This window comes from Agrobacterium sp. CNPSo 2736, from assembly GCF_004005385.1.
GTDB lineage: Bacteria > Pseudomonadota > Alphaproteobacteria > Rhizobiales > Rhizobiaceae > Agrobacterium > Agrobacterium leguminum.
In genome coordinates this window covers 53,791-74,892 of record NZ_RZTX01000005.1, presented here as the reverse complement: position 1 = coordinate 74,892, position 21,102 = coordinate 53,791, and the positions used below count along the sequence as shown (strand labels likewise).

Genomic DNA, 21,102 nt, shown 5'->3' with positions numbered 1-21,102 from the left:
TAAGGAGCAACGACTTGCTGGCGTGCGCGATTTTTCTGCTTGTTGGCCTTTCCCTCGGCGCAACGCAAATTCCGGCGCTGGTGGAAAAATTTCAGCCGCGCCCGGAAACAAGCATCGAGAAAACGGAAGCCAGACCCGAAGCAGCCAAACCGGAGGCCGTCTCCCTTGGCGGCGTCAATCTGAAAGCGGATGCCCGCGGCCACCTCAATGCCACCTTCCGCATCAATGGCAAATCCTTCGACGGCCTTGTCGATACCGGTGCTTCCATGGTCGCCATCAACGAGACGATTGCGCGCCGGCTCGGTTACGGCGTCAACAGCCTCGATTTTAAGTATGCGATTTCAACGGCCAATGGCCAGACCATGGCCGCCTATGTGAAACTCGACCGCGTGGAGATCGGCGCTATCCGGGTTCAGAATGTCGACGCCATGGTGCTGAAAGACAATGCGCTCGGCAACATGCTGATCGGCATGAGCTTCCTGAAGCAATTGTCGTCTTTCAAAGTATCGGGCGGCGAGATGCGGCTGGTCAGGTGATCCGCTCGAGAACGGGCATACCGATCTCCGGCGCGCTGTCAGCAATTCCATAACAGGCCGCTATCCTTTTCACGGCACGTTCCGCTTCGTCACTGGAAGCGGCGTGGACAATGGCGATTGGCTCGCCTTTTTCCACTTTCGTACCGAGCGGCAGGATATCCGAAATACCGACGGAAGGATCAATCGTGTCTAATGGCTTTCTTCTGCCGCCGCCGAGTTCGACGACAACCATGCCAAGATCGCGCGTGGCGCAGGAGGCGAGAAAACCGCTGCGCTCCGCCAGAACCGGAAGAGTGACCGGCGCGGATTGCAGATAATGGGACGGATGATCAACGAAATCCGATGGACCGCCGAGTGCCGAAACCATCCGTGCAAAGATTTCCAGCGCCCGGCCGGAGGAGAGCGCAGCCGACGCCAGCGCATGTCCCTCCTCCAGTGTGGCCGCCTTTTGCGCCTGCACCAGCATTTCCGCCGCAAAGGACAGGACCACCTTTTCAAGACGGGTACCAGCCTTGCGACCGGCCAGAAAATCCAGACAATTGACGATTTCGACCGCATTGCCGGCAGCATCGCCAAGCGGCTGGTTCATGTCGGTTATCAACGCCGTTGTCGGCAGGCCTGCACCATTCGCCACATCGACCAGCGCGCGGGCCAGATTGCGGGCATCCTCGACGCTCTGCATGAAAGCACCGTTGCCGACCTTCACATCCAGAACCAGCGTCTGCAACCCGGCCGCAAGCTTTTTCGACAGGATGGAGGCCGTGATCAGCGGTATGGAATCCACCGTCGCGGTCACATCGCGAATGGCATAGAGGCGTTTATCGGCGGGGGCGAGATCGCCCGTCGGGCCGATGATGGCGCAGCCGACCGTCTTTACCGTCCGGCGAAACAACGCCTCGTCCGGCATGACGTTGTAACCGGGGATCGCTTCCAGCTTGTCCAGCGTGCCGCCGGTATGGCCAAGGCCCCTGCCGGAAATCATCGGCACGGCGAGACCGCAGGCGGCAACAATGGGGGCGAGCATCAGGGAGACATTGTCGCCGACGCCGCCGGTGGAATGCTTGTCCGCCACAGGCCTACCGAGATCGCTCCAGGACAGGACCTCACCGCTGTCGCGCATCGCCAGCGTCAGCGCCACCATTTCATCCCGGTTCATGCCGCGAAAGAACACCGCCATGGCAAAGGCAGCCGCCTGCCCTTCCGAGATGCCGTCTTTCGAAAGCGCCTCTATGAAAGCGGCAATCTCCCGAGGCTCAAGTGTCAGGCCATCGCGTTTGCGGCGGATGATTTCCTGCGGGATCAAGCTCAATACCCGCTGGCGGCCTTGGCGGGCTCGCCGCCGGCCAGCACGTTCAGCACATCGTCGAGAACACCCGAAGCGCCGAAACGGAAGGTGGACGGCATGGCCCAGTTGGGCGCCATGATGGTTTCCGCAAGCCTGAGATAAAGCGTGGCGTCCTCCACCGTGCCGATACCGCCGGCGGGCTTGAAACCCACCTTCTGCCGGCTGTCGCGGATCGCCTGCAACATGATGTCGGCTGCTTCCAGCGTGGCGTTGACGGCAACCTTGCCGGTCGAGGTCTTGATGAAATCGGCCCCTTCGGCAATGGCAAGTTCGGATGCGCGACGGATCAGCGCCTTGTCCTTCAACTCGCCGGTTTCAAGAATGACCTTGAGAAGCACGGGTGCGACGCAGGCCTTGCGAACGGCCGCCACCATGGTGGACACCGCCGTTTCATCGCCGGCTATGAATTTGCGATAGGGAATGACGAGATCGATTTCGTCAGCGCCGTCGCGGATCGCCGCCTCGGTTTCGGCAACCACGGTCGCGATGTCGAGATCGCCCGAAGGAAAATTGACGACCGTGGCGATGCGGATAGCATGGTCTTTTCCGAAAGCGGCACGGGCCTGCGCCACGAAGCGCGGCCAGATGCAGATTGCGGCCGTATTGCCATATTCCGTATGCGCCCGCTGGCACAGAGCGGCGATCTGCTCGGGCGTGCAGTCTTCCTTGAGATTGGTCAGGTCCAGCAAGGACAGGGTGAGGGCAGCCGCTTCGCGCGGACGCTGGAGTTCCATGGTCACGCTCCTCCTGCGATCATTTCCTTCAGAATGGCGGCAAGCCTCTTGCCACCCACGGGAGCCATATCCTTGGTTTCTTCATGGCTCAGTTCCGCGCCGGTCATGCCGGCACCGTAATTGGTAATAACCGATGCGGCGGCAACGCGCATCCCGAAAAAGCGCGCAAGGATGACTTCCGGCACGGTGGACATGCCAACGGCATCCGCCCCCAGCAGCCGCGCCATGCGGATTTCCGCCGGCGTTTCGAAGCTCGGGCCGGAAAACCACATATAGACGCCGCCGAACAAAGGCACTGTGGCGCGGATGGCGGCGTTGCGCATGGCAAGCATCAGATCGGGATCGTAAGCGGTGGTCATGCCGACGAAGCGGCGGTCGCTTTCCTCGCCGATCAGCGGGTTCATGCCGGAATAGTTGATGTGATCGGTGATCTGCATGACCGAGCCGGGCGGCATATCCTGCCTGACCGAACCTGCCGAATTGGTGAGGATGAGCGACTGCACGCCGAGACCGGCCAGCGCCCCGATGATCGCGCGCATGGCGGACGGATCGCCCTTTTCGTAATAATGTACCCGGCCGGAGAGCATCATGACCGGCTCACCACCAAGATAGCCCGCCACCAGCTCACCCGCATGGCCGGAAACGCCGCTTGCGGGAAAACCGGGAAGTTCGGCATAGGGCACCCGGATCGGGTCGCTGACGTCTTCCACCAGCGAACCGAGACCCGAACCTAGGACGATGGCGACGCGCGGCATCAGACCGTTCAGGCGCTCCACCAGAATATCGATCAGCGTATCCGGCATCAGGGCAGCTCTGTCTTGAAGCTGAAGGGCAAAAGCTCTTCCATGGTCATGACCTTCTGCACGCCGGTTTCGTCGCAGAGATAGACTTTCGTCTCCGGCGTGGCGAATTCGGCGATCTTCTGCCGGCAGCCGCCGCAGGGTGGGCAAAGAGCAAGCTTTTCGGCGATAACGGCGATTTCGTTGATCTTCTTCGCCCCACCCATGATCATGGCGCTGATGGCGGAAGGTTCAGCGCACCAACCCTGCGGGAAGGAGAGGTTCTCGATATTGGCGCCCTTGTAAATCTTGCCGTCTTCGGCGCGGATCGCCGCACCGACCGGAAATTTCGAATAGGGCGCATGGGCAAAGGCCATGGCCTCCACCGCTGCCTCGAACAGGGCATGGGACATCGGGTCTCGGGACATGGATTTAACGCTCCTTCGCATAGGCAACGCCACCCGCCTTGGGGGGCTTCGCGACGCCGATGAAACCGGCAAGCAGGATGCAGGTCAGAATATAGGGCATGGCCTGGAAAATCTGCACCGGCACCTCGCCGATACCCGGCACGGATTTACCCTGCATGAAGTTGGCGAAGGCATCCAGAAAACCGAAGAGCAGGCAGGCGAACATGACCGGCACCGGCTTCCATTTCGCGAAAATCAGCGCCGCAAGCGCGATATAGCCCTTGCCGGCCGACATGTTGGCGATGAAGGCCGCCGACTGCGCAACGGCGAGATAGGCGCCCGAAAAACCGCAGAGGAAACCGGCGACGATGACGGCGCGGAAGCGCATCCATGTCACCGAAATGCCGGCCGTATCCACCGCACCCGGGTTTTCACCGACGGCGCGCAGACGCAGGCCGAAGCGGGTGCGATAAAGCACCCACCAGGACAGCGGCACCGCCAGAAAGGCAAGATAGGTGAGGATATTGTTGCCGGAAATGACATTGGCATAGAGCGGGCCGATGAAGGGCACCTCACGCATCGCATCCGCACCCGGCAGGATGATCGGCGCAAAACGGCCCTCTGCCGGCAATTGCGGCGTGCGGCCGCCCTGCCCGAACCAGGCCTGCCCCAGAACAACCGTCAGGCCGGCGGCGATGAAGTTCAGCGCCACCCCGGACACGATCTGGTTGCCACGGTTGGTGATGACGGCAAAACCATGGGTGAGTGAGAAGAGGATCGAGACAGCAATGCCCGCAAGCAGACCGGCCCATGGATTGGCCGTGATATAGGCCACACAGGCGGAGGCGAAGGCCGCCGCCAGCATCTTGCCTTCAAGCCCGATATCGAACACACCGGCGCGTTCGGAAAAAAGTCCGGCAAGTGCGGTAAAGAGAAGCGGGATGGTGAGGCGGACGGTCGAGCCGAGGATGCTGACCAGCATATCGAAGAAATCCATATCAGCTCACCCCTTTGCCAAACGCTGGTAGATGCGGACGACCGCCGGCCGGTACATATATTCCAGCGCACCGGCGAAGAGGATCACCAGACCCTGAATGACCACAATCATCTCGCGAGTGATGTTCGGCATCTCAAAGGAAAGATCCGCACCGCCCTGATAAAGAATGCCGAACAGCAATGCCGCGAAGATGATGCCGAGCGGATGGCTTCGCCCCATCAGCGACACGGCAATGCCGACGAAACCCGCACCGCCGACGAATTCCACCTGCAGGCGGGCGGAAGCGCCCATGACCGGGTTCAGCGCCATCATGCCCGCCAGACCGCCGGAAATGAGCATGGCGATGATGACCGTTCTCGCATAGGGAATGCCGGCATAGATGGCGGCCGACGGGCTGATGCCGAGCGTGCGCATCTCATAACCCAGCTTGGTGCGCCAGATGAGCACCCAGACGAGGAAACACATGACCAGCGCGATGATGAAGGAGACGTTGAACGGCGCCGGCCCGAGCTTGAGGCCGAACAGCGCCATCAACCAGTCGAGCTTCGGCAATTGCCCGCCCGGCAGAAAGGTGCGCGTTTCCGGCGCCATCTTGCCCGGCACGATCAGCACATTCACCAGCAGATAGACCATCAGCGCAGCCGCGATGAAGTTGAACATGATGGTGGTGATGACGACGTGACTGCCGCGTTTTGCCTGCAGCCATGCCGGAATGAAAGCCCAGGCCGCGCCGAACACCGCAGCGCCGATGACGGCGAAGGGCATCGTCACATACCACGGCACGTAGCGATCAAGCGCCAGCGCCACCAGCGCAGCACCCAGACCGCCAATATAGGCCTGACCTTCGGAGCCGATATTGAAGAGGCCGGCATGGAAGGCGACCGCGACGGAGAGGCCGGTGAAGATGAAGCTCGTCGTGTAGAACAGCGTGAAGCCTATGGCGTCGCCACGGCCGAGCGCACCTTCGATGAGTAGGCGGAGCGCCGCCAGCGGGCTTTCACCGATCGACCAGACAACGAGGCCGGAAATCAGAAAGGCGGTAACGACGTTCAACAACGGCAGCAGGCCGTAAGTGATCCAGTTTGGCAGGGGTACGGAAGCGGTGCTCATTCATGCCTCATGCGGCGATGCCGGCCATCATCAGGCCCAGCGTCTGTTCTTCGGCTTCCGCCGTTTTTTCTCCAACGACACGGCCGGCGAACATGACCATGATCCGGTCCGAAAGGGAACGGATTTCATCGAGTTCGACCGAAACCAGCAAAATCGCCTTTCCGGCATCGCGCATTTCGATGATGCGGCGATGGATGAATTCGATGGCGCCGATATCCACGCCGCGGGTCGGCTGGCCGATGATCAGCATCTTCGGGTCACGTTCGATTTCGCGCGCAACGACGATCTTCTGCTGATTGCCGCCGGAAAAATTGGCGGTCTTCAGCTGCGGGTTCGGCGGGCGGATATCGTATTTCTCGATCTTTTCGACCGCATCCCTGCGGATGGCCTCGGGGTTGAGGAAAGGTCCTTTGCCATATCGCTCATCATGGTGATAACCGAGGATGGAGTTTTCATATTCCTCGAATTTCAGCACCAGCCCCATGTGGTGGCGGTCTTCCGGAATATGCGCGAGGCCGAGCCTGCGCAGAATGGCCGGATCGGGGCGGTCCACCTTCTGGCCATCCACCCATATCTCGCCCGAATAGGGCTTGCGGATGCCAGCGATGGCTTCGAGCAGCTCCGACTGGCCATTGCCCGCAACTCCGGCAATGCCGACGATTTCACCGGCACGGACATCGAGCGAGACATCATCCACCATGGTGACGCCGCGACTGTCCTTGACGGTCAGATTGCGGATGGAGAGCAGAACATCGCCCGGTGTCGTCTCGCCCTTTTCCACCCTCAGCAGCACGCGGCGGCCAACCATCAGTTCGGCCAGTTCCTCGACGCTGGTTTCGGAGGTCCTGCGGGTCGCGACCATTTCACCGCGGCGCATGACGGAGACGGAATCCGTGATCGCCATGATTTCGCGCAGCTTGTGAGTGATGAGGATGACGGTCTTGCCCTGCTCGCGCAGGACACCGAGAATCTTGAAAAGGTGATCGGCCTCGGCCGGCGTCAGAACGCCGGTCGGCTCATCGAGGATCAGGATTTCGGCGCCACGATACATGGCTTTGAGGATTTCGACGCGCTGCTGCAGACCGACCGGCAGTTCCTCGATCACCGCATCGGGATCGACTTCCAGACCGTAATCGTCCTCGAGGCGCTGCAATTCCTTGCGGGCCGCCGCCCGGCCCTTGGCGAGCGATGCGCCGCCTTCCGCGCCGAGCATGACGTTTTCCAGCACGGTGAAATTTTCCACCAGCATGAAGTGCTGATGCACCATACCGATGCCGGCGTTGATGGCCGTCTGGCTGTCGCGGATCGCGACGGGCGTGCCATTCACCCGGATTTCACCGGCGTCCGCCTGGTAAAAGCCGTAGAGGATCGACATCAGGGTCGATTTCCCGGCACCGTTTTCCCCGATGATGCCGTGGATCGTGCCCCTGGCGACAGTCAGATTGATATTCTTGTTGGCGTGAACGGCACCGAATTTCTTGTCGATGCCCACCAGTTCGATTGCAGGGTCCATACTCAAACCGAAACCTCTCCGAAGGCTGGATATGAAAAGGGCGCAAGATGAAAAACATCATGCGCCCCCGTTACATATCATATCATTTCGGGCAGGAATTATCCGCCATGTAGTCATGAACCTTGACGGCGCCGGAGATGATATCGGCCTTCGCCTTGTCCACGGCGGCGGTCATTTCCGGCGTGATCAGGGCCTTGTTGTTGTCGTCGACCGCGTAGGCGACGCCATCTTCCTTGACGCCGAGCGCAACGATGCCGGGGGTGAACTTGTCGTCCTTGGCATCCTTGTAGGCATTATAGACGGCCAGATCGACGCGCTTGACCATGGAGGTCAGAACCGAACCCGGATGCAGGTGGTTCTGGTTGGAATCGACGCCGATCGAGAACTTCTTGTTGTCGGCGGCAGTCTGCAGCACGCCGATACCGGTCGCACCGGCTGCCGCGTAAATCACGTCCGCACCCTGGTCGATCTGGTTCTTGGTGAGTTCGCCGCCGCGCACCGGATCGTTCCAGGCCGCACCCGTGGTGCCGGTCATGTTCTGGAAGACTTCGATCTTGTCGTTGGCAGCCTTTGCGCCCTGCGCATAACCACAGGCGAACTTACGGATCAGCGGAATATCCATGCCGCCGATGAAGCCGACCTTGCCGGTCTTGGAGGCCATGCCGGCCAGCAGACCGACGAGATAGGAGCCTTCGTGCTCCTTGTAGACGACGGAGCGGACATTCGGCAGTTCGACGACGGAATCGACGATGACGAACTTGGTGTCGGGGAATTCGGCTGCGACCTTTTCCATGGCCGAGGTCCAGGCGAAGGAAACGGCAACGACCGGGTTGAAGCCCTTGCTCGCAAAGTTGCGGATGGCCTGTTCGCCCTGCGTGTCGCTGGTCGGCTCGAAATCGCGGAACTCGATGCCCGTTTCTGCCTTGAACTTTTCAGCGCCGGCCGCAGCGGCTTCGTTGAACGATTTGTCGAACTTGCCGCCCGTGCCATAGACCAGCGCCGGCTTGATATCGGCGGCGAGCGCGGAAGCCGACATTGCGGCGAGCGCAAAAAGCGTCAGAAGGGATTTTTTCATTGTGCAGCCCTGTTGTTGCAATTGATATTATAAGGGTCCTCCCGCAATCCCGTTGACCGGGAATGTCTGCGGAACCGCCAGCCGTTTTCCCGGCTGTGCTTGCCTCATATCCTTGCATGGCTCAATGAAAAATTCATCCGGTTTTTTTGACCCGGTGGAAAAACTTTATTCTGGCGCTTTTTTGGTCTTTCCACCGGGGCGACCTGCAAAAAATCTAGTCGATATTGCAGCTTACGCCGGTTCCCCTCAGGCCGCAGTAGCCGCCCGGGTTCTTGGCAAGATATTGCTGATGGTAGTCTTCAGCGTAATAAAACTTTTCAAGCGGCCCGATCTCGGTGGTGATGGCGCTGCCATGGCCAGCCTCGTCCAAAGCCTGTTGAAAAGCATCGCTCGCCTTCTGCGCCTGCTGCAACTGTCCTTCCGTCGTCGCGTAAATTGCGGAACGGTAGGTCGTGCCGACATCGTTGCCCTGCCGCATCCCTTGAGTCGGATCGTGCTCCTCGAAGAATATCTTCAGCAGACCCGGGAGCGAGATAACCGCCGGATCGTAGACAACCTTGACCACTTCGGCGTGGCCCGTCTGGCCCGTCGTCGTCTCCTGGTAAGTGGGGTTGCGGGTGAAGCCGCCGGCATAACCCACCGCCGTCACCCAGACGCCCGGCGTTTTCCAGAACAAGCGTTCCGCGCCCCAGAAGCAGCCCATGCCGAGATAGATGGTTTCAAGTCCGTCAGGATAAGGCCCCTTCAAGGGCCGGCCATTGACGAAATGGGCTTCCGGTACCGCAAGCGCCTCTTCACGGCCGGGCAAGGCGGTTTCTTCGGTCGGCATCGTCGTTTTTTTTGAAAGCGTATCGAACAGGAACATTCGGTCCTCCATGCGGCCAGTTCCGCCGCTTCTCATGGTTCACATCTGCGGGCGCCCAATTCGACAGACACGAGGTCAGGCCGATAAACGCCTCATCGCCTTGTATTTCCTGTAACCCGCCATCCAGCAGAGCAGGGAAAGCGCAAGGGAAACGGCAAATGCGGGCACCGCCGACAGGGCATTTTCAATGAAGCGCCACGCTTCAGGGTGAATATAGTGAGCCATGGCCGCTTCCACCATGGTACGGGAAGCAGGAAGAAGATAGTTCCAGACGGACAGGATGCCGGTGATGTTGACCGAGGATGTGGAAACCGAGCGGATCGAATCGAGCACACCCAGAAAAACCGCCGCAACGAGGAAAAGAAAGCTCAAAAACCGCAAAAAAGCTTTCATCGGGGACACCTCGCTTACGATCTGCCGGTCAGACAGCCATATTTTGAAATCTATAATGCATCGATAAAGGCGGGAAAACCGGTTTGCAATCGCATCGGAACACAGGAAATTGCCGACATTTCAAAAAACTGTCAGATTCGTGTTGATCCCTGCGAATTCATCGGTATATATCGCGCCGTTCCAGTGATTTGCATTCTTCAAAACATGCAGATTTGAAAAAGGACAGGTGGCCGAGTGGTTTAAGGCGCACGCCTGGAACGCGTGTGTGCGTGAAAGCGTACCGTGGGTTCGAATCCCACCCTGTCCGCCATTTCACCCCAACCCGATGCCGTTAAAAGCAAGCCTCACCGGTTCGCCCGCCGCGATGCCGAACGGCGGCGCCGTGCAGCACACAAGCCGCGTTTTCCCGCTTCCGCAAGCCGTGATGGCTATGCTTCTGCACAGACAGGGGTTTCTTGCGCTTTTTTGCTGCGCTTCCCCCTCTCTTGCGCCTTGCAGCAGGAAAAATCGCTCCTTATATACGCCGCAGAACTGCAGCAAATACTGCAAATCCAAGTCAAGGAGCTGCCACAAGAATGCCTCACGGGGTTCCGACAGCTCGCTTCAAGGAGAGAAGAGCATGGCAAAAGTAATCGGTATCGACCTTGGCACGACCAATTCCTGCGTTGCAGTGATGGACGGCAAGGACACGAAAGTAATTGAAAATGCGGAAGGCGCGCGCACCACGCCGTCCATGGTGGCATTTTCCGACGATGGCGAACGCCTTGTCGGCCAGCCGGCCAAGCGCCAGGCGGTCACCAACCCGACCAACACCCTGTTTGCGGTCAAGCGTCTTATCGGCCGCCGTTATGAAGACCCGACCGTCGAAAAGGACAAGGCTCTGGTCCCCTTTGAAATCGTCAAGGGTGACAATGGCGACGCATGGGTGAAGGCGCAGGACAAGAACTATTCCCCTTCGCAGATTTCCGCGATGATCCTTCAGAAGATGAAGGAAACGGCTGAATCCTATCTCGGCGAAAAGGTCGAGAAGGCCGTTATCACCGTTCCGGCCTATTTTAACGACGCCCAGCGTCAGGCAACCAAGGATGCCGGCCGCATCGCCGGTCTGGACGTCCTGCGCATCATCAACGAGCCGACTGCGGCAGCGCTCGCCTATGGCCTCGACAAGAAGGACGGCAAGACCATCGCCGTTTACGACCTTGGCGGCGGTACTTTCGATATTTCCGTTCTGGAAATCGGCGACGGCGTCTTCGAAGTGAAGTCCACCAACGGCGACACCTTCCTTGGTGGTGAAGACTTCGACATGCGTCTGGTCGAATATCTCGCCGGTGAGTTCAAGAAGGATCAGGGCATCGACCTGAAGAACGACAAGCTCGCCCTGCAGCGCCTCAAGGAAGCTGCCGAAAAGGCGAAGATCGAACTTTCGTCCTCGCAGCAGACCGAAATCAACCTGCCGTTCATCACGGCCGATGCCTCCGGTCCGAAGCACCTGACGCTGAAGCTGACCCGCGCCAAGTTCGAAAGCCTGGTCGACGACCTCGTCCAGCGCACCGTCGCACCTTGCAAGGCAGCGCTGAAGGATGCCGGCGTTTCCGCTTCCGAGATCGATGAAGTCGTTCTGGTCGGTGGCATGAGCCGCATGCCGAAGGTGCAGGAAGTCGTCAAGCAGCTGTTCGGCAAGGAGCCGCACAAGGGCGTGAACCCGGATGAAGTGGTTGCCATGGGCGCCGCCATCCAGGCCGGCGTTCTGCAGGGCGACGTCAAGGACGTTCTGCTGCTCGACGTGACCCCGCTGTCGCTCGGCATCGAAACGCTGGGTGGCGTCTTCACCCGTCTGATCGATCGCAACACGACGATCCCGACCAAGAAGAGCCAGACCTTCTCGACCGCCGAAGACAACCAGTCGGCCGTGACCATCCGCGTCTCGCAGGGTGAGCGCGAAATGGCGCAGGACAACAAGCTGCTCGGCCAGTTCGACCTCGTCGGCCTGCCGCCGGCACCGCGTGGCGTTCCGCAGATCGAAGTGACCTTCGATATCGACGCCAACGGCATCGTGCAGGTTTCGGCGAAAGACAAAGGCACCGGCAAGGAACAGCAGATCCGAATCCAGGCTTCCGGCGGTCTCTCCGACGCCGACATCGAGAAGATGGTGAAGGACGCCGAAGCCAATGCCGAGGCCGACAAGAAGCGTCGTGCGGGTGTGGAAGCCAAGAACCAGGCCGAAAGCCTCATCCACTCCACCGAGAAGTCGGTGAAGGAATATGGCGACAAGGTTTCCGAGACCGACCGCAAGGCTATCGAAGACGCCATTGCCAGCCTGAAGACCGCCGTCGAAGCCGCTGAGCCGGATGCAGACGACATTCAGGCCAAGACCCAGACCCTCATGGAAGTTTCCATGAAGCTCGGTCAGGCCATCTACGAAGCGCAGCAGGCCGAGGCCGGCGATGCTTCCGCAGAAGGCAAGGACGACGTCGTCGACGCCGACTATGAGGAAATCAAGGACGACAAGAAGTCCGCCTAATCGCGTGACTTCCCGTCTCCTGAAAACATATGCAAGACATCCGGCTGCCGACGTGCAGCCGGAAATCCATTTGCGGGGCTTGTTAACTTAATGGCGAAAGCAGACTTTTACGAAACACTTGGCGTCAGCAAGACCGCGGACGAAAAAGAGCTGAAAAGCGCCTTCCGCAAACTCGCGATGAAATACCATCCGGACAAGAACCCGGACGATGCCGATTCCGAACGGAAGTTCAAGGAAATCAACGAAGCCTATGAAACGCTGAAGGACCCGCAGAAGCGCGCGGCCTATGACCGTTTCGGCCATGCCGCATTTGAAAATGGCGGCATGGGCGGCGGTGGCGGCTTTGGCGGCGGCGGTTTCGCCAATGGCGGCTTCTCGGATATTTTCGAAGACATCTTCGGCGAGATGATGGGCGGCGGCCGTGCGCGCCGTTCTTCGGGCGGACGCGAGCGCGGCGCCGACCTTCGCTACAACATGGAAATCACACTGGAAGAGGCCTTCACCGGCAAGACAGCGCAGATCAGAGTTCCCACCTCGATCACCTGCGACGTCTGTTCCGGCTCGGGCGCAAAGCCCGGCACGCAGCCGAAGACCTGCGCCACCTGTCAGGGTTCCGGCCGCGTGCGCGCGGCACAGGGCTTCTTCTCGGTGGAACGCACCTGCCCCACCTGCCATGGTCGCGGGCAAACGATCTCCGACCCCTGCGGCAAGTGCCACGGTCAGGGCCGTGTAACCGAAGAGCGTTCGCTTTCCGTCAACATTCCCTCGGGCATCGAGGACGGCACCCGCATTCGCCTGCAGGGCGAAGGCGAAGCTGGCATGCGTGGCGGTCCGGCGGGCGATCTCTACATCTTCCTGTCCGTGCGTCCGCATGAATTCTTCCAGCGCGACGGCGCCGACCTTTATTGCACCGTGCCGATCTCCATGACGACGGCGGCACTTGGCGGCACTTTCGATGTTACCACGCTCGACGGCACCAAATCGCGCGTTACGGTTCCGGAAGGCACCCAACCGGGCAAGCAGTTCCGTCTGAAGGGTAAGGGCATGCCGGTTCTGCGTTCGGCGCAGACGGGCGACCTCTATATCCAGATCCAGATCGAAACGCCGCAGAAACTCAGCAAGCGTCAGCGCGAGCTGTTGCAGGAGTTCGAGCAACTCTCCTCCAAGGAGAACAATCCGGAATCAACGGGCTTCTTCGCCCGGATGAAGGAATTTTTCGACGGCTGATTTGTCGCCGCTCCCATGCTTTTAGAACGCCGCCACCCTTCGGGACTGGCGGCGTTTTCGTTTCCGGCTCAGCCGGAAAAACCGCCTTCATCCAGATATTGCCGTTCCGCCGGCGTCGTTTCCCGCAGCAATATGTGGTTGCGATGCGGAAAGCGGCCGAAACGCTCGACGATATCGCGATGTTCTTCGGCATGGTGAAGATAAAGCCCGCCAAGCGGCTGGTTCAGGACGCAGGCACGCTGCTGGGCCTTGATATCCTCCGCATGGGAAAAGGGCAGATAGAAGAAAACGCGCAAATCCTCGCCCACCGCCTGATCGTGGCCACGGCGGATGGCCTCGTCGGCAAAAAGCCGCGCCAATGGATCGGTTGCATACATGTGCGCGGTGCCACGAAAGCAGTTGCGCGGAAACTGATCCAGCAGAAGCATCAGCGCGAGACTGCTTTCCGCGCCCTCCAGCCACTTGTCCAATTCGCGTCTTGCGGCTGCAAAATGGGCATCGCGGAAACGGTCGTGAAAGTGGTTGTCGAAGGCGGCATCCTTGTCGAACCATTTGTCCGGTCCGGCCTTCTTCCAGAAATCGACGATATCGGCGGCCAGCGCGGCGGTGTCGTTTTTCATTGGCTCTTCCCTGTCAATAATGCGGCGGTCGAGTAATCGCGGGCGCGTCCAGCGATTGCTCCTCCAGGCTCAGGAACCTCTCCGTCAGGCGGTCGAGCTTGGCGCGGGTCTGCTCCACCACCTTCCACTGTTCCGCCAGCTGATCGGACAGCTCCTCTATCACCTTGGCCTGATGCGCGGCCGTCTCCTCGAGCGCGATGATCCGTTTTTCGGTTTCCGACGTCATATCGACCTCTCTTTCCAGCCCTTCCTTGGGCCTAAAAGCTCCCGAGTCAACCATATGTCGCTTTGGTGAAGCGAATTCGTCATGGCGATCCAGAAACGGAAAAAGCCGGCGATGTTTCCATCGCCGGCATCCGAGTCTTTGGCATTCCTCAGTCTTCTTCTACGAAAACCTCTTCACGCTTCTTCTTCACGCTGGGCAGGAAGACGACAATCAGCACGGCCAGAGCAATGAAAAGCAGGGTGGCGCTGATCGGCCGGGTGACGAAAGTGGTCGGATCGCCGCGCGACAGGATCATGGCGCGGCGCAGGTTCTCCTCCAGCAGCGGCCCAAGCACAAAGCCCAGGAGCAGCGGCGCCGGCTCGCAGCGCAGTTTCACCAGCACGTAACCGATGAAGCCGAAGAAGGCGACGGCATAGAGATCGAAGACGTTGGAATTGACGCTGTAGACCCCGATGGCGCAGAAGGCCATGATGATGGGGAACAGCACATAATAGGGCACCGTCAGCAGCTTCACCCACAGACCGATCAGCGGCAGGTTCAGGATGACGAGCATCAGGTTGCCGATCCACATGGAGGCGATGATGCCCCAGAACAGCGCCGGCTGTTCGGTCGCGACGTTCGGACCCGGCACGATACCCTGAATGATCATCGCGCCGATCATCAGCGCCATCACCGGATTCGCGGGAATGCCGAGCGTGAGCAGCGGGATGAAGGAGGTCTGGGCGCCTGCATTGTTGGCGGATTCCGGACCGGCCACGCCGGCAACCGCGCCATGCCCGAATTCTTCCGGGTTCTTGGAGACGCGTTTTTCCACCGTGTAGGAAGCGAAGGCCGCAAGGATCGCGCCGCCGCCCGGAAGAATGCCGAGAGCGGAACCAATGACCGTGCCGCGCAGCACCGGCGCGATCATTTTCCTGAAATCCTCCCGTGTCGGCATCAGCCCGCTGACCTTGGCGATCAGCACCGAACGGGTGCGCTCGTTTTCGAGGTTGCGCAGAATTTCGGCGATACCGAAGACGCCGACGGCCACGGCCACGAAGTTCAGACCATCGGCATATTCGCGTATGCCGAGGGTAAAACGTGGCGTACCGCTATAGATATCGGTGCCGACCAAACCCAGCAGCAGGCCCAGCACGACCATGGCCAGCGCCTTGACGATGGAACCATGGGCAAGTGCGATCGACGAAACGAGGCCGACGACCATCAGCGAGAAATATTCCGCCGCGCCGAATTCCAGCGCAATTGCGGTCAGAGGCGGAGCGAAGATTGCCACGAGGAACGTGGAAACCGTGCCGGCAAAGAACGAACCGATGGCGGCGATGGCGAGTGCGGCGCCCGCCTTGCCTTTGCGCGCCATCTGGTAACCATCGATAGCCGTGACGGCAGAGGACGATTCGCCGGGCATATTGATCAGGATGGCGGTGGTCGAACCGCCATATTGCGCGCCGTAATAAATGCCGGCGAGCATGATCAGCGACGAGACGGGCTCGAGCTGGAAGGTAATCGGCAGCAGCATGGCGATGGTCGCCGTCGCGCCGATGCCGGGCAGCACACCGATCAGGGTGCCGAGCAGCACGCCGATCAGGCAGAAGAACAGGTTTGCCAGCGAAGATGCCGTGACGAAACCGAGAGCGAGATTATCGAGCAAATCCATCACGGCACCTCAAAATTTAAGCCAGGGGCCGAAGCGCTGGAACGGCAGGCCGAGACCGTAGTTGAAAACAGCGACGGAAAAGACCGTGATGGCCGCAGAAAGAATGACTGCCATGAACGGGTTCATCTTGTGCGAGGCAAAGGCTGCGATGAGGGCGCTGAAAAAAAGCGCCGGCACGAAACCGAGGCCCCGAACAGTTAGGCCGAAGAAGATCGGCGCGGGCAGAATGAAAAATATCCCCCGCCAGGCAATGGCCCCGACAGCCTCACCCTGTACGCGCGTGGACCGCAGGAATATCACCCCACCGAGCAGAACCAGAATGATCGCCAAAACGAGCGGGAAATAGCCCGGCCCCATCCGAAAGGCGGTCCCGATCTCCAGCCCAAAGGACTGCAGCGCAAAAAACGCGCCAAGCCCGATAAAAATTGCCCCGCAGACTGCTTCGGCAGGATCAATGAAAAACGACTTCATGAAAGATGCCCCTCCACTGCGGCCGGCAACATGCCGCTCCGCATTCAGAGCGCCGTGCATTCTTCCGAACGCACCAAGGACGCTCTAGCCTCCTAAGACCGCGCATCGTGCCTGCAAAAATCGGGATCGAGTTTTGCGCCGATGCAGTAAATCCATGGCAAAAAGCCGGCGACAGAGTGCCGCCGGCAATTGTTTTGACCATCAGTCGGCATATTGGCCGGCAGCCTCGATCACCGGCTTCCAGCGCGCGATTTCGCTTTCAAGCTTGGCCTTCAGCGCCGCAGGCGTGGCATCGCTTTCCGACGAGGGCGTGGTGCCGAGTTCGGCAAAACGAGCCGCGACATTCTTGTCCTTCAGCGCGACCTGCAGCGACTTGGAGAGCTTTTCGTTGATTTCCGCAGGCGTGCCCTTCGGCGTATAGATGCCGTGCCAGATACCCACTTCGAGCTTCGGCAGGCCCGCTTCGACAACCGTCGGCACATCCGGCAGCACGTCCAGCCGCTTGGCCGTGGTCACGGCATAGGCTTTCACGGTGCCGCCCTGGATCTGTTTGGTGGTGTTGGTGGTCTGGTCGCACATGATGTCAACCTGGCCGCCGAGCAGATCGGTCATGGCCGGACCGGTGCCCTTATAGGGAACGGTGACGAGCGGGGTTTCGATGGCGCTCATGAACAGCATGCCGCAAAGATGCGAGGCAGCGCCGATGCCGGCATTGGCGACGGTGACCTTGTCCTTGTTCGCCTTGGCGTATTCGATCAGACCTTTCAGATCCGTCGTCTCGAGGTTCTTGCGCGACAGGATGGTCATCGGCACTTCGGTGACCAGGCCGACATATTCGAAGGCGTTCAGCGTGTCATAGGCAAGCTTGCGGTAAAGCGTGGCGCTGGTGGCCATGCCGATATGGTGGAGAAGAACGGTGTAGCCGTCCGGATCGGACGATGCCACACGACCAGCACCCAGCGTGCCGCCTGCGCCGCCGACATTTTCGACGATGATCTGCTGGCCAAGGTCCTTCGACATGGATTCAGCGACAAGGCGCGCAACCGTATCCGTCGGGCCGCCAGCGGCAAAGGGCACGACCATGGTGATGTTGCGCTCGGGATAGTTCTGAGCGGATGCGGACAACGCAAAAAGGGAAACGGCAGCGGCGGCAGCAAGGCCGGTGACTGTCTTCAGTATTTTCATCGATTCCTCCCGGATGAAAATGTTCGCCACTTCAGCCGCGCATGCTCCTCCATGGCGACCGGGGTGAGATATTTGCGATCCGGGATCGCCGTTCAGCAATGGCGGTCTTGTTGTGAGGTGCGCTTTTATTGCTATCCTGAACAGCAATGGGTGGATTTCTACCCATAGGGGCTCATCCATGGGTGGAAATCCACCCATCAGACCTCGGTCATGTGCCGGTGCAGCCCGTATTTCTGCATTTTTTCGTAGAGCGTTTTGCGCGAAATGCCGAGATTCTCATAGACGGATTTCAGATTTCCGCCGTGTGCGGCGATTGCATGTGCGATCAGGCTTTTTTCATAAGCCGCGACCCGTGCGGAAAGGGCCGCTTTTCCGTCATCCTGAAACGGCAGCGAGGCTTCGGGAACATCACTCTCCAGACCGAGAACGAAGCGGTCCGCGGCATTGCGCAATTCACGCACATTGCCCGGCCACTCGCGCAGGGAGACGGCCGAAAGCAGACTTTGCGGCACCTCCATGTCTTCCCGCCCGTAACGGGCAGCGGCTTCCCGCACGAGATGCAGGAAAAGTAGCGGTATATCTGCGCTGCGCTGCGAGAGCGATGGCACGAGAAGCGTCGCCACGTTGAGCCGATAAAGAAGATCGGCACGGAACCGGCCAGCTGCGACCTCCTGTTCCAGATCGACCTTGCTGGTGGCGATGAAACGGACATCGAGTTCGACCGTTTCATTCGAGCCGAGACGGGTAATCACCCGTTCCTGCAAGACACGCAGGAATCGGCCCTGCAATTCGAAGGGCATGGAGCCGATCTCATCCAGCAAAATGGTGCCGCCGCGAGCATGTTCGAACTTGCCGTAGCGCGGGCGCAGCGCTCCGGGAAACGCACCGGCCTCATGGCCGAATAGTTCACTTTCAATCAGTGTCTGCGGAAGGGCGGCGCAATTGATCGCAACGAAGGGCCGGTTGGCTCTGGCGCTGATATCGTGCAGCGCCCGCGCCACCACCTCCTTGCCCGCGCCTGTGTCACCGACGATCAGCGTATCGGCGTCCGTCGCACCGATGGCGCGGATACGATACCGCAGATCGACCATGATCTGGGTTCTGCCGGGCAGACGCGTTTCGAGATCGTCATGCTTGCCCGCTACCGCCTTGAGGCGGCGGTTTTCCAGCACCAGAGCCCGCCGGTCATTCGCTCTTTTGATGATGCCGGCGAGATATTGCGGCGTAAACGGCTTCTCGATGAAATCATAGGCGCCGTTGCGCATGGCGTTGACCGCAAGCTGCACATCGCCGTGGCCCGTCATCAGGATGACAGGTATTTCAGGATCGAGCTCCCGCACCTTCTGCAGCAGCGTCATGCCATCCATGCCGGGCATCCTGATATCGCTGACCACGACACCGTCGAAGCTGTAACCGATGAGTTCGAGCGCATGTTCTGCGCTTGCCAGCATGGTGACCGCAAAACCGGAAAGCTCCAGTGCCTGCGCGGTGGAAAAGCGCAGTTCTTCCTCGTCATCGATCAACAGAACCCGCGACATGGTCATTCCGCAGCCGCCTCCACGCGCCAGGCGGCGGCTGGCAATTCGATCTCGAACTCAGCCCCGCCCTCTTCATGGTTCCTGACGCGGAGCTGGCCGCCAAAATCCTTGATGATATTATAGGAGATGGACAGGCCAAGACCGAGGCCGCGCCCCACGCCCTTGGTGGTGAAGAAGGGATCGAAAATGCGTTCTGAAATCGCCGCCGGCACACCCGGACCGCGATCACGAATGAAAATCGACACCGACTGGCCATGCTGCACGGCCCGCAGCGCAATGCGGCGATCCTCGCGCCCCTCCACCGCATCGGCAGCATTGGAGATGATGTTGACGAGCACCTGCTGCAGCCGCACCGGGCCGGCCTTCACGGCAAGCGGCACCCGGCCGAGATCCACATCCAGCACCGCATCGGCGGCCTTCAGCCGCGCACCGACGATTTCGAGCGTATCGCGAAGGACGGTTTCCAGACTTACCGCGGCCATTTTTTCATTGGGCTTGCGGGCGAAATTCCTGAGATGCTTGCTGATGGAGGCCATGCGATCGATAAGGCCCGAAATGCGCCTGAGGTTTTCCGTCACCTCCTCCAGCCGTCCCCGCTCCACGAGCAGCGAGGCGTTTTCGGCGTAGTTCTTGGCGGCTGCAAGCGGCTGATTGAACTCATGCGACAACGCCGCCGACATCTGCCCGAGCGCTGCGAGCTTGCCCGCCTGCACCAGATCGTTCTGCATCTTGCGCAATTGTTTTTCCGTCTGGCGGCGCTCGGCGACTTCGTGTTCGATCTCCTGATTGACCCGCGCCAGATCAGCGGTGCGCTCCTCCACCCGGCGTTCCAGTTCCGCCTGGGCCTCAGCCTGATGGGTCAGGCGTTCCCGCAGACGCCGCCGCCTTTGCAGCATGGCGGCGATGAGAGCGGCAGCAAGACACAGGCAGAGGATGATGGCTATCATCGCCGTCTTTACCTGCGTTCGGAGCGAACCCGTGTCCATCAGCACGCTGACTGTCCAGCCCGCGTCCGGCATCGGCTGCGACAGGACCATATATTCCCTTTCACCGTCATCCTGGCTGATCGTCATCAGCTGATGCGAACCGAAATTGCCGTTTTTCAGGGGCAATTCCTTAAGGGTGGCATTGGCGTAGCGGCGGGAAGTCTCCGTTCGCGCCAGCCTTTCGGGCGTCAGCGGCATGAGGCCGGAATAAAGCCATTGTGGCGTTCCGGTCATGAAGATGATGCCTTCGGGGTCCGATACCAGAATTCGGTTCTCGCCATCGCCGAATGACGCTTCTATGCCTTCAATATCGACCTTGAAGACGATGACACCCTTGATCTCCTCGTTGAAGAGAATGGGCGCTGAAAAATAATAGCCACGCTTGTGGGAGGTGGTGCCAAGCGCGAAGAAGCGTGACTGGAAGCCTTTGGCGGCATCCTGGAAATAGGGACGGTAGCTGAAATTCTCACCGACGAAACTTGTGGGACCATCATAGTTGCTGGCGGCGATGGTCTCCCCGTCCAGCGTGATGATGTAGATATCGGAGGATTCCAGCAGGGTGTTGATGGATTTGAGGTAGATATTGGCGCGCTGGCGCAGTTCGGCATCCTTGGGATGTGCGACCAGCTCCTCAATGTCGTCGTGATCGGCAATCAGGGCCGGCAGCGGCTCGTAACGGTTCAAAAGCCCCCCGAGCGCAGAGACGGCCAGCCGCAGCGTCGTGCGGCCCTGCTCGGACATTTCGCCGAAATAGCTTTCCGCTATGATGCCGCCACCTCTCGTCACGGCGCCGTAACCGAGGCCGAGGCTGAGAAGCATCAACACAATCCAGCGATATTTCACCGAAGCTCCCCTCCTGTTGCAGGCATCGAAACCTGCTCTCCCTGAAAGAGTGTAGGAGGAGTGACCGAATTTTCCAA

20 protein-coding genes and 1 tRNA gene are annotated in these 21,102 nt (G+C 59.9%); 4 read left to right on the top strand and 17 right to left on the bottom strand.

Annotated elements, in window-relative coordinates:
- Positions 1-14 precede the first annotated feature (14 nt).
- Positions 15-536 carry a TIGR02281 family clan AA aspartic protease gene (locus EM858_RS10495; RefSeq protein ID WP_127756662.1) on the top strand — a complete coding sequence of 174 codons (522 nt, stop codon included), beginning with the start codon at positions 15-17 and terminating at the stop codon, positions 534-536.
- Here the strand turns inward: EM858_RS10495 and deoA are convergent.
- From deoA to EM858_RS10445, 10 genes are all read right to left on the bottom strand, one after another.
- A complete protein-coding gene (deoA, locus tag EM858_RS10490; protein WP_127756661.1) occupies positions 529-1,845 on the bottom strand; it encodes a thymidine phosphorylase in 1,317 nt (438 codons plus the stop codon). The two genes, EM858_RS10495 and deoA, sit on opposite strands and share 8 nt — an antisense overlap.
- Complete coding sequence (deoC, locus tag EM858_RS10485) at positions 1,842-2,615, bottom strand: deoxyribose-phosphate aldolase (protein WP_127756660.1); 774 nt, start codon at positions 2,613-2,615, stop codon at positions 1,842-1,844. The genes deoA and deoC overlap by 4 nt, the downstream gene beginning before the upstream one ends.
- A gap of 2 nt (positions 2,616-2,617) precedes the next feature.
- Positions 2,618-3,418 (bottom strand): purine-nucleoside phosphorylase, encoded by an 801-nt coding sequence (locus tag EM858_RS10480; RefSeq protein WP_127756659.1) that lies wholly within the window; start codon positions 3,416-3,418, stop codon positions 2,618-2,620.
- The gene (locus EM858_RS10475; protein ID WP_164865412.1) at positions 3,418-3,807 is read right to left on the bottom strand and encodes a cytidine deaminase; all 390 of its coding nucleotides are present in this window, start codon (positions 3,805-3,807) and stop codon (positions 3,418-3,420) included. Before EM858_RS10475 ends, EM858_RS10480 begins: the two co-directional genes overlap by 1 nt.
- A 19-nt stretch (positions 3,808-3,826) precedes the next feature.
- Positions 3,827-4,798 (bottom strand): ABC transporter permease, encoded by a 972-nt coding sequence (locus EM858_RS10470; protein ID WP_080818395.1) that lies wholly within the window; start codon positions 4,796-4,798, stop codon positions 3,827-3,829.
- A 6-nt stretch (positions 4,799-4,804) separates the two neighbouring features.
- Positions 4,805-5,908 carry an ABC transporter permease gene (locus EM858_RS10465; RefSeq protein WP_127756657.1) on the bottom strand — a complete coding sequence of 368 codons (1,104 nt, stop codon included), beginning with the start codon at positions 5,906-5,908 and terminating at the stop codon, positions 4,805-4,807.
- 7 nt (positions 5,909-5,915) lie between these two features.
- A complete protein-coding gene (locus EM858_RS10460) occupies positions 5,916-7,421 on the bottom strand; it encodes an ABC transporter ATP-binding protein (protein WP_127756814.1) in 1,506 nt (501 codons plus the stop codon).
- 82 nt (positions 7,422-7,503) lie between these two features.
- Complete coding sequence (locus EM858_RS10455; RefSeq protein WP_003524348.1) at positions 7,504-8,496, bottom strand: BMP family ABC transporter substrate-binding protein; 993 nt, start codon at positions 8,494-8,496, stop codon at positions 7,504-7,506.
- 214 nt (positions 8,497-8,710) lie between these two features.
- Positions 8,711-9,361, bottom strand: a complete 651-nt coding sequence (gene msrA / locus EM858_RS10450) for a peptide-methionine (S)-S-oxide reductase MsrA (protein WP_065654769.1) — start codon at positions 9,359-9,361, stop codon at positions 8,711-8,713.
- A 75-nt stretch (positions 9,362-9,436) separates the two neighbouring features.
- Positions 9,437-9,754 carry a hypothetical protein gene (locus tag EM858_RS10445; RefSeq protein WP_127756656.1) on the bottom strand — a complete coding sequence of 106 codons (318 nt, stop codon included), beginning with the start codon at positions 9,752-9,754 and terminating at the stop codon, positions 9,437-9,439.
- 220 nt (positions 9,755-9,974) lie between these two features.
- Between EM858_RS10445 and EM858_RS10440 the strand changes: the two genes are divergently transcribed.
- From EM858_RS10440 to dnaJ, 3 genes are all read left to right on the top strand, one after another.
- Positions 9,975-10,064: transfer RNA gene (locus EM858_RS10440), tRNA-Ser, on the top strand.
- Between the two features lie 309 nt (positions 10,065-10,373).
- Positions 10,374-12,275 carry a molecular chaperone DnaK gene (dnaK, locus tag EM858_RS10435; RefSeq protein WP_080818405.1) on the top strand — a complete coding sequence of 634 codons (1,902 nt, stop codon included), beginning with the start codon at positions 10,374-10,376 and terminating at the stop codon, positions 12,273-12,275.
- Positions 12,276-12,365: 90 nt separating this feature from the next.
- Positions 12,366-13,502 (top strand): molecular chaperone DnaJ, encoded by a 1,137-nt coding sequence (dnaJ, locus tag EM858_RS10430; protein ID WP_004439156.1) that lies wholly within the window; start codon positions 12,366-12,368, stop codon positions 13,500-13,502.
- Positions 13,503-13,570: 68 nt separating this feature from the next.
- Here the strand turns inward: dnaJ and EM858_RS10425 are convergent, their stop codons facing one another.
- The 7 genes from EM858_RS10425 to EM858_RS10390 all read right to left on the bottom strand — a co-directional run bounded on the left by EM858_RS10425 (position 13,571) and on the right by EM858_RS10390 (position 21,001).
- Positions 13,571-14,122, bottom strand: coding sequence for a DUF924 family protein (locus EM858_RS10425; protein ID WP_127756655.1), 552 nt, complete (start codon positions 14,120-14,122; stop codon positions 13,571-13,573).
- Between the two features lie 13 nt (positions 14,123-14,135).
- On the bottom strand, positions 14,136-14,348 hold the full coding sequence (locus EM858_RS10420; protein ID WP_059759493.1) for a SlyX family protein: 213 nt from the start codon (positions 14,346-14,348) through the stop codon (positions 14,136-14,138).
- A gap of 148 nt (positions 14,349-14,496) precedes the next feature.
- Positions 14,497-16,002 (bottom strand): tripartite tricarboxylate transporter permease, encoded by a 1,506-nt coding sequence (locus EM858_RS10415; protein WP_059758961.1) that lies wholly within the window; start codon positions 16,000-16,002, stop codon positions 14,497-14,499.
- A gap of 9 nt (positions 16,003-16,011) precedes the next feature.
- On the bottom strand, positions 16,012-16,473 hold the full coding sequence (locus EM858_RS10410; RefSeq protein WP_127756654.1) for a tripartite tricarboxylate transporter TctB family protein: 462 nt from the start codon (positions 16,471-16,473) through the stop codon (positions 16,012-16,014).
- A 201-nt stretch (positions 16,474-16,674) separates the two neighbouring features.
- Positions 16,675-17,658 (bottom strand): tripartite tricarboxylate transporter substrate-binding protein, encoded by a 984-nt coding sequence (locus EM858_RS10405; RefSeq protein ID WP_003524332.1) that lies wholly within the window; start codon positions 17,656-17,658, stop codon positions 16,675-16,677.
- Positions 17,659-17,855: 197 nt separating this feature from the next.
- Positions 17,856-19,202, bottom strand: a complete 1,347-nt coding sequence (locus EM858_RS10395) for a sigma-54 dependent transcriptional regulator (RefSeq protein WP_127756653.1) — start codon at positions 19,200-19,202, stop codon at positions 17,856-17,858.
- A complete protein-coding gene (locus EM858_RS10390; RefSeq protein WP_164865411.1) occupies positions 19,199-21,001 on the bottom strand; it encodes a sensor histidine kinase in 1,803 nt (600 codons plus the stop codon). The genes EM858_RS10395 and EM858_RS10390 overlap by 4 nt, the downstream gene beginning before the upstream one ends.
- Between the last annotated feature and the right edge of the window lie 101 nt (positions 21,002-21,102).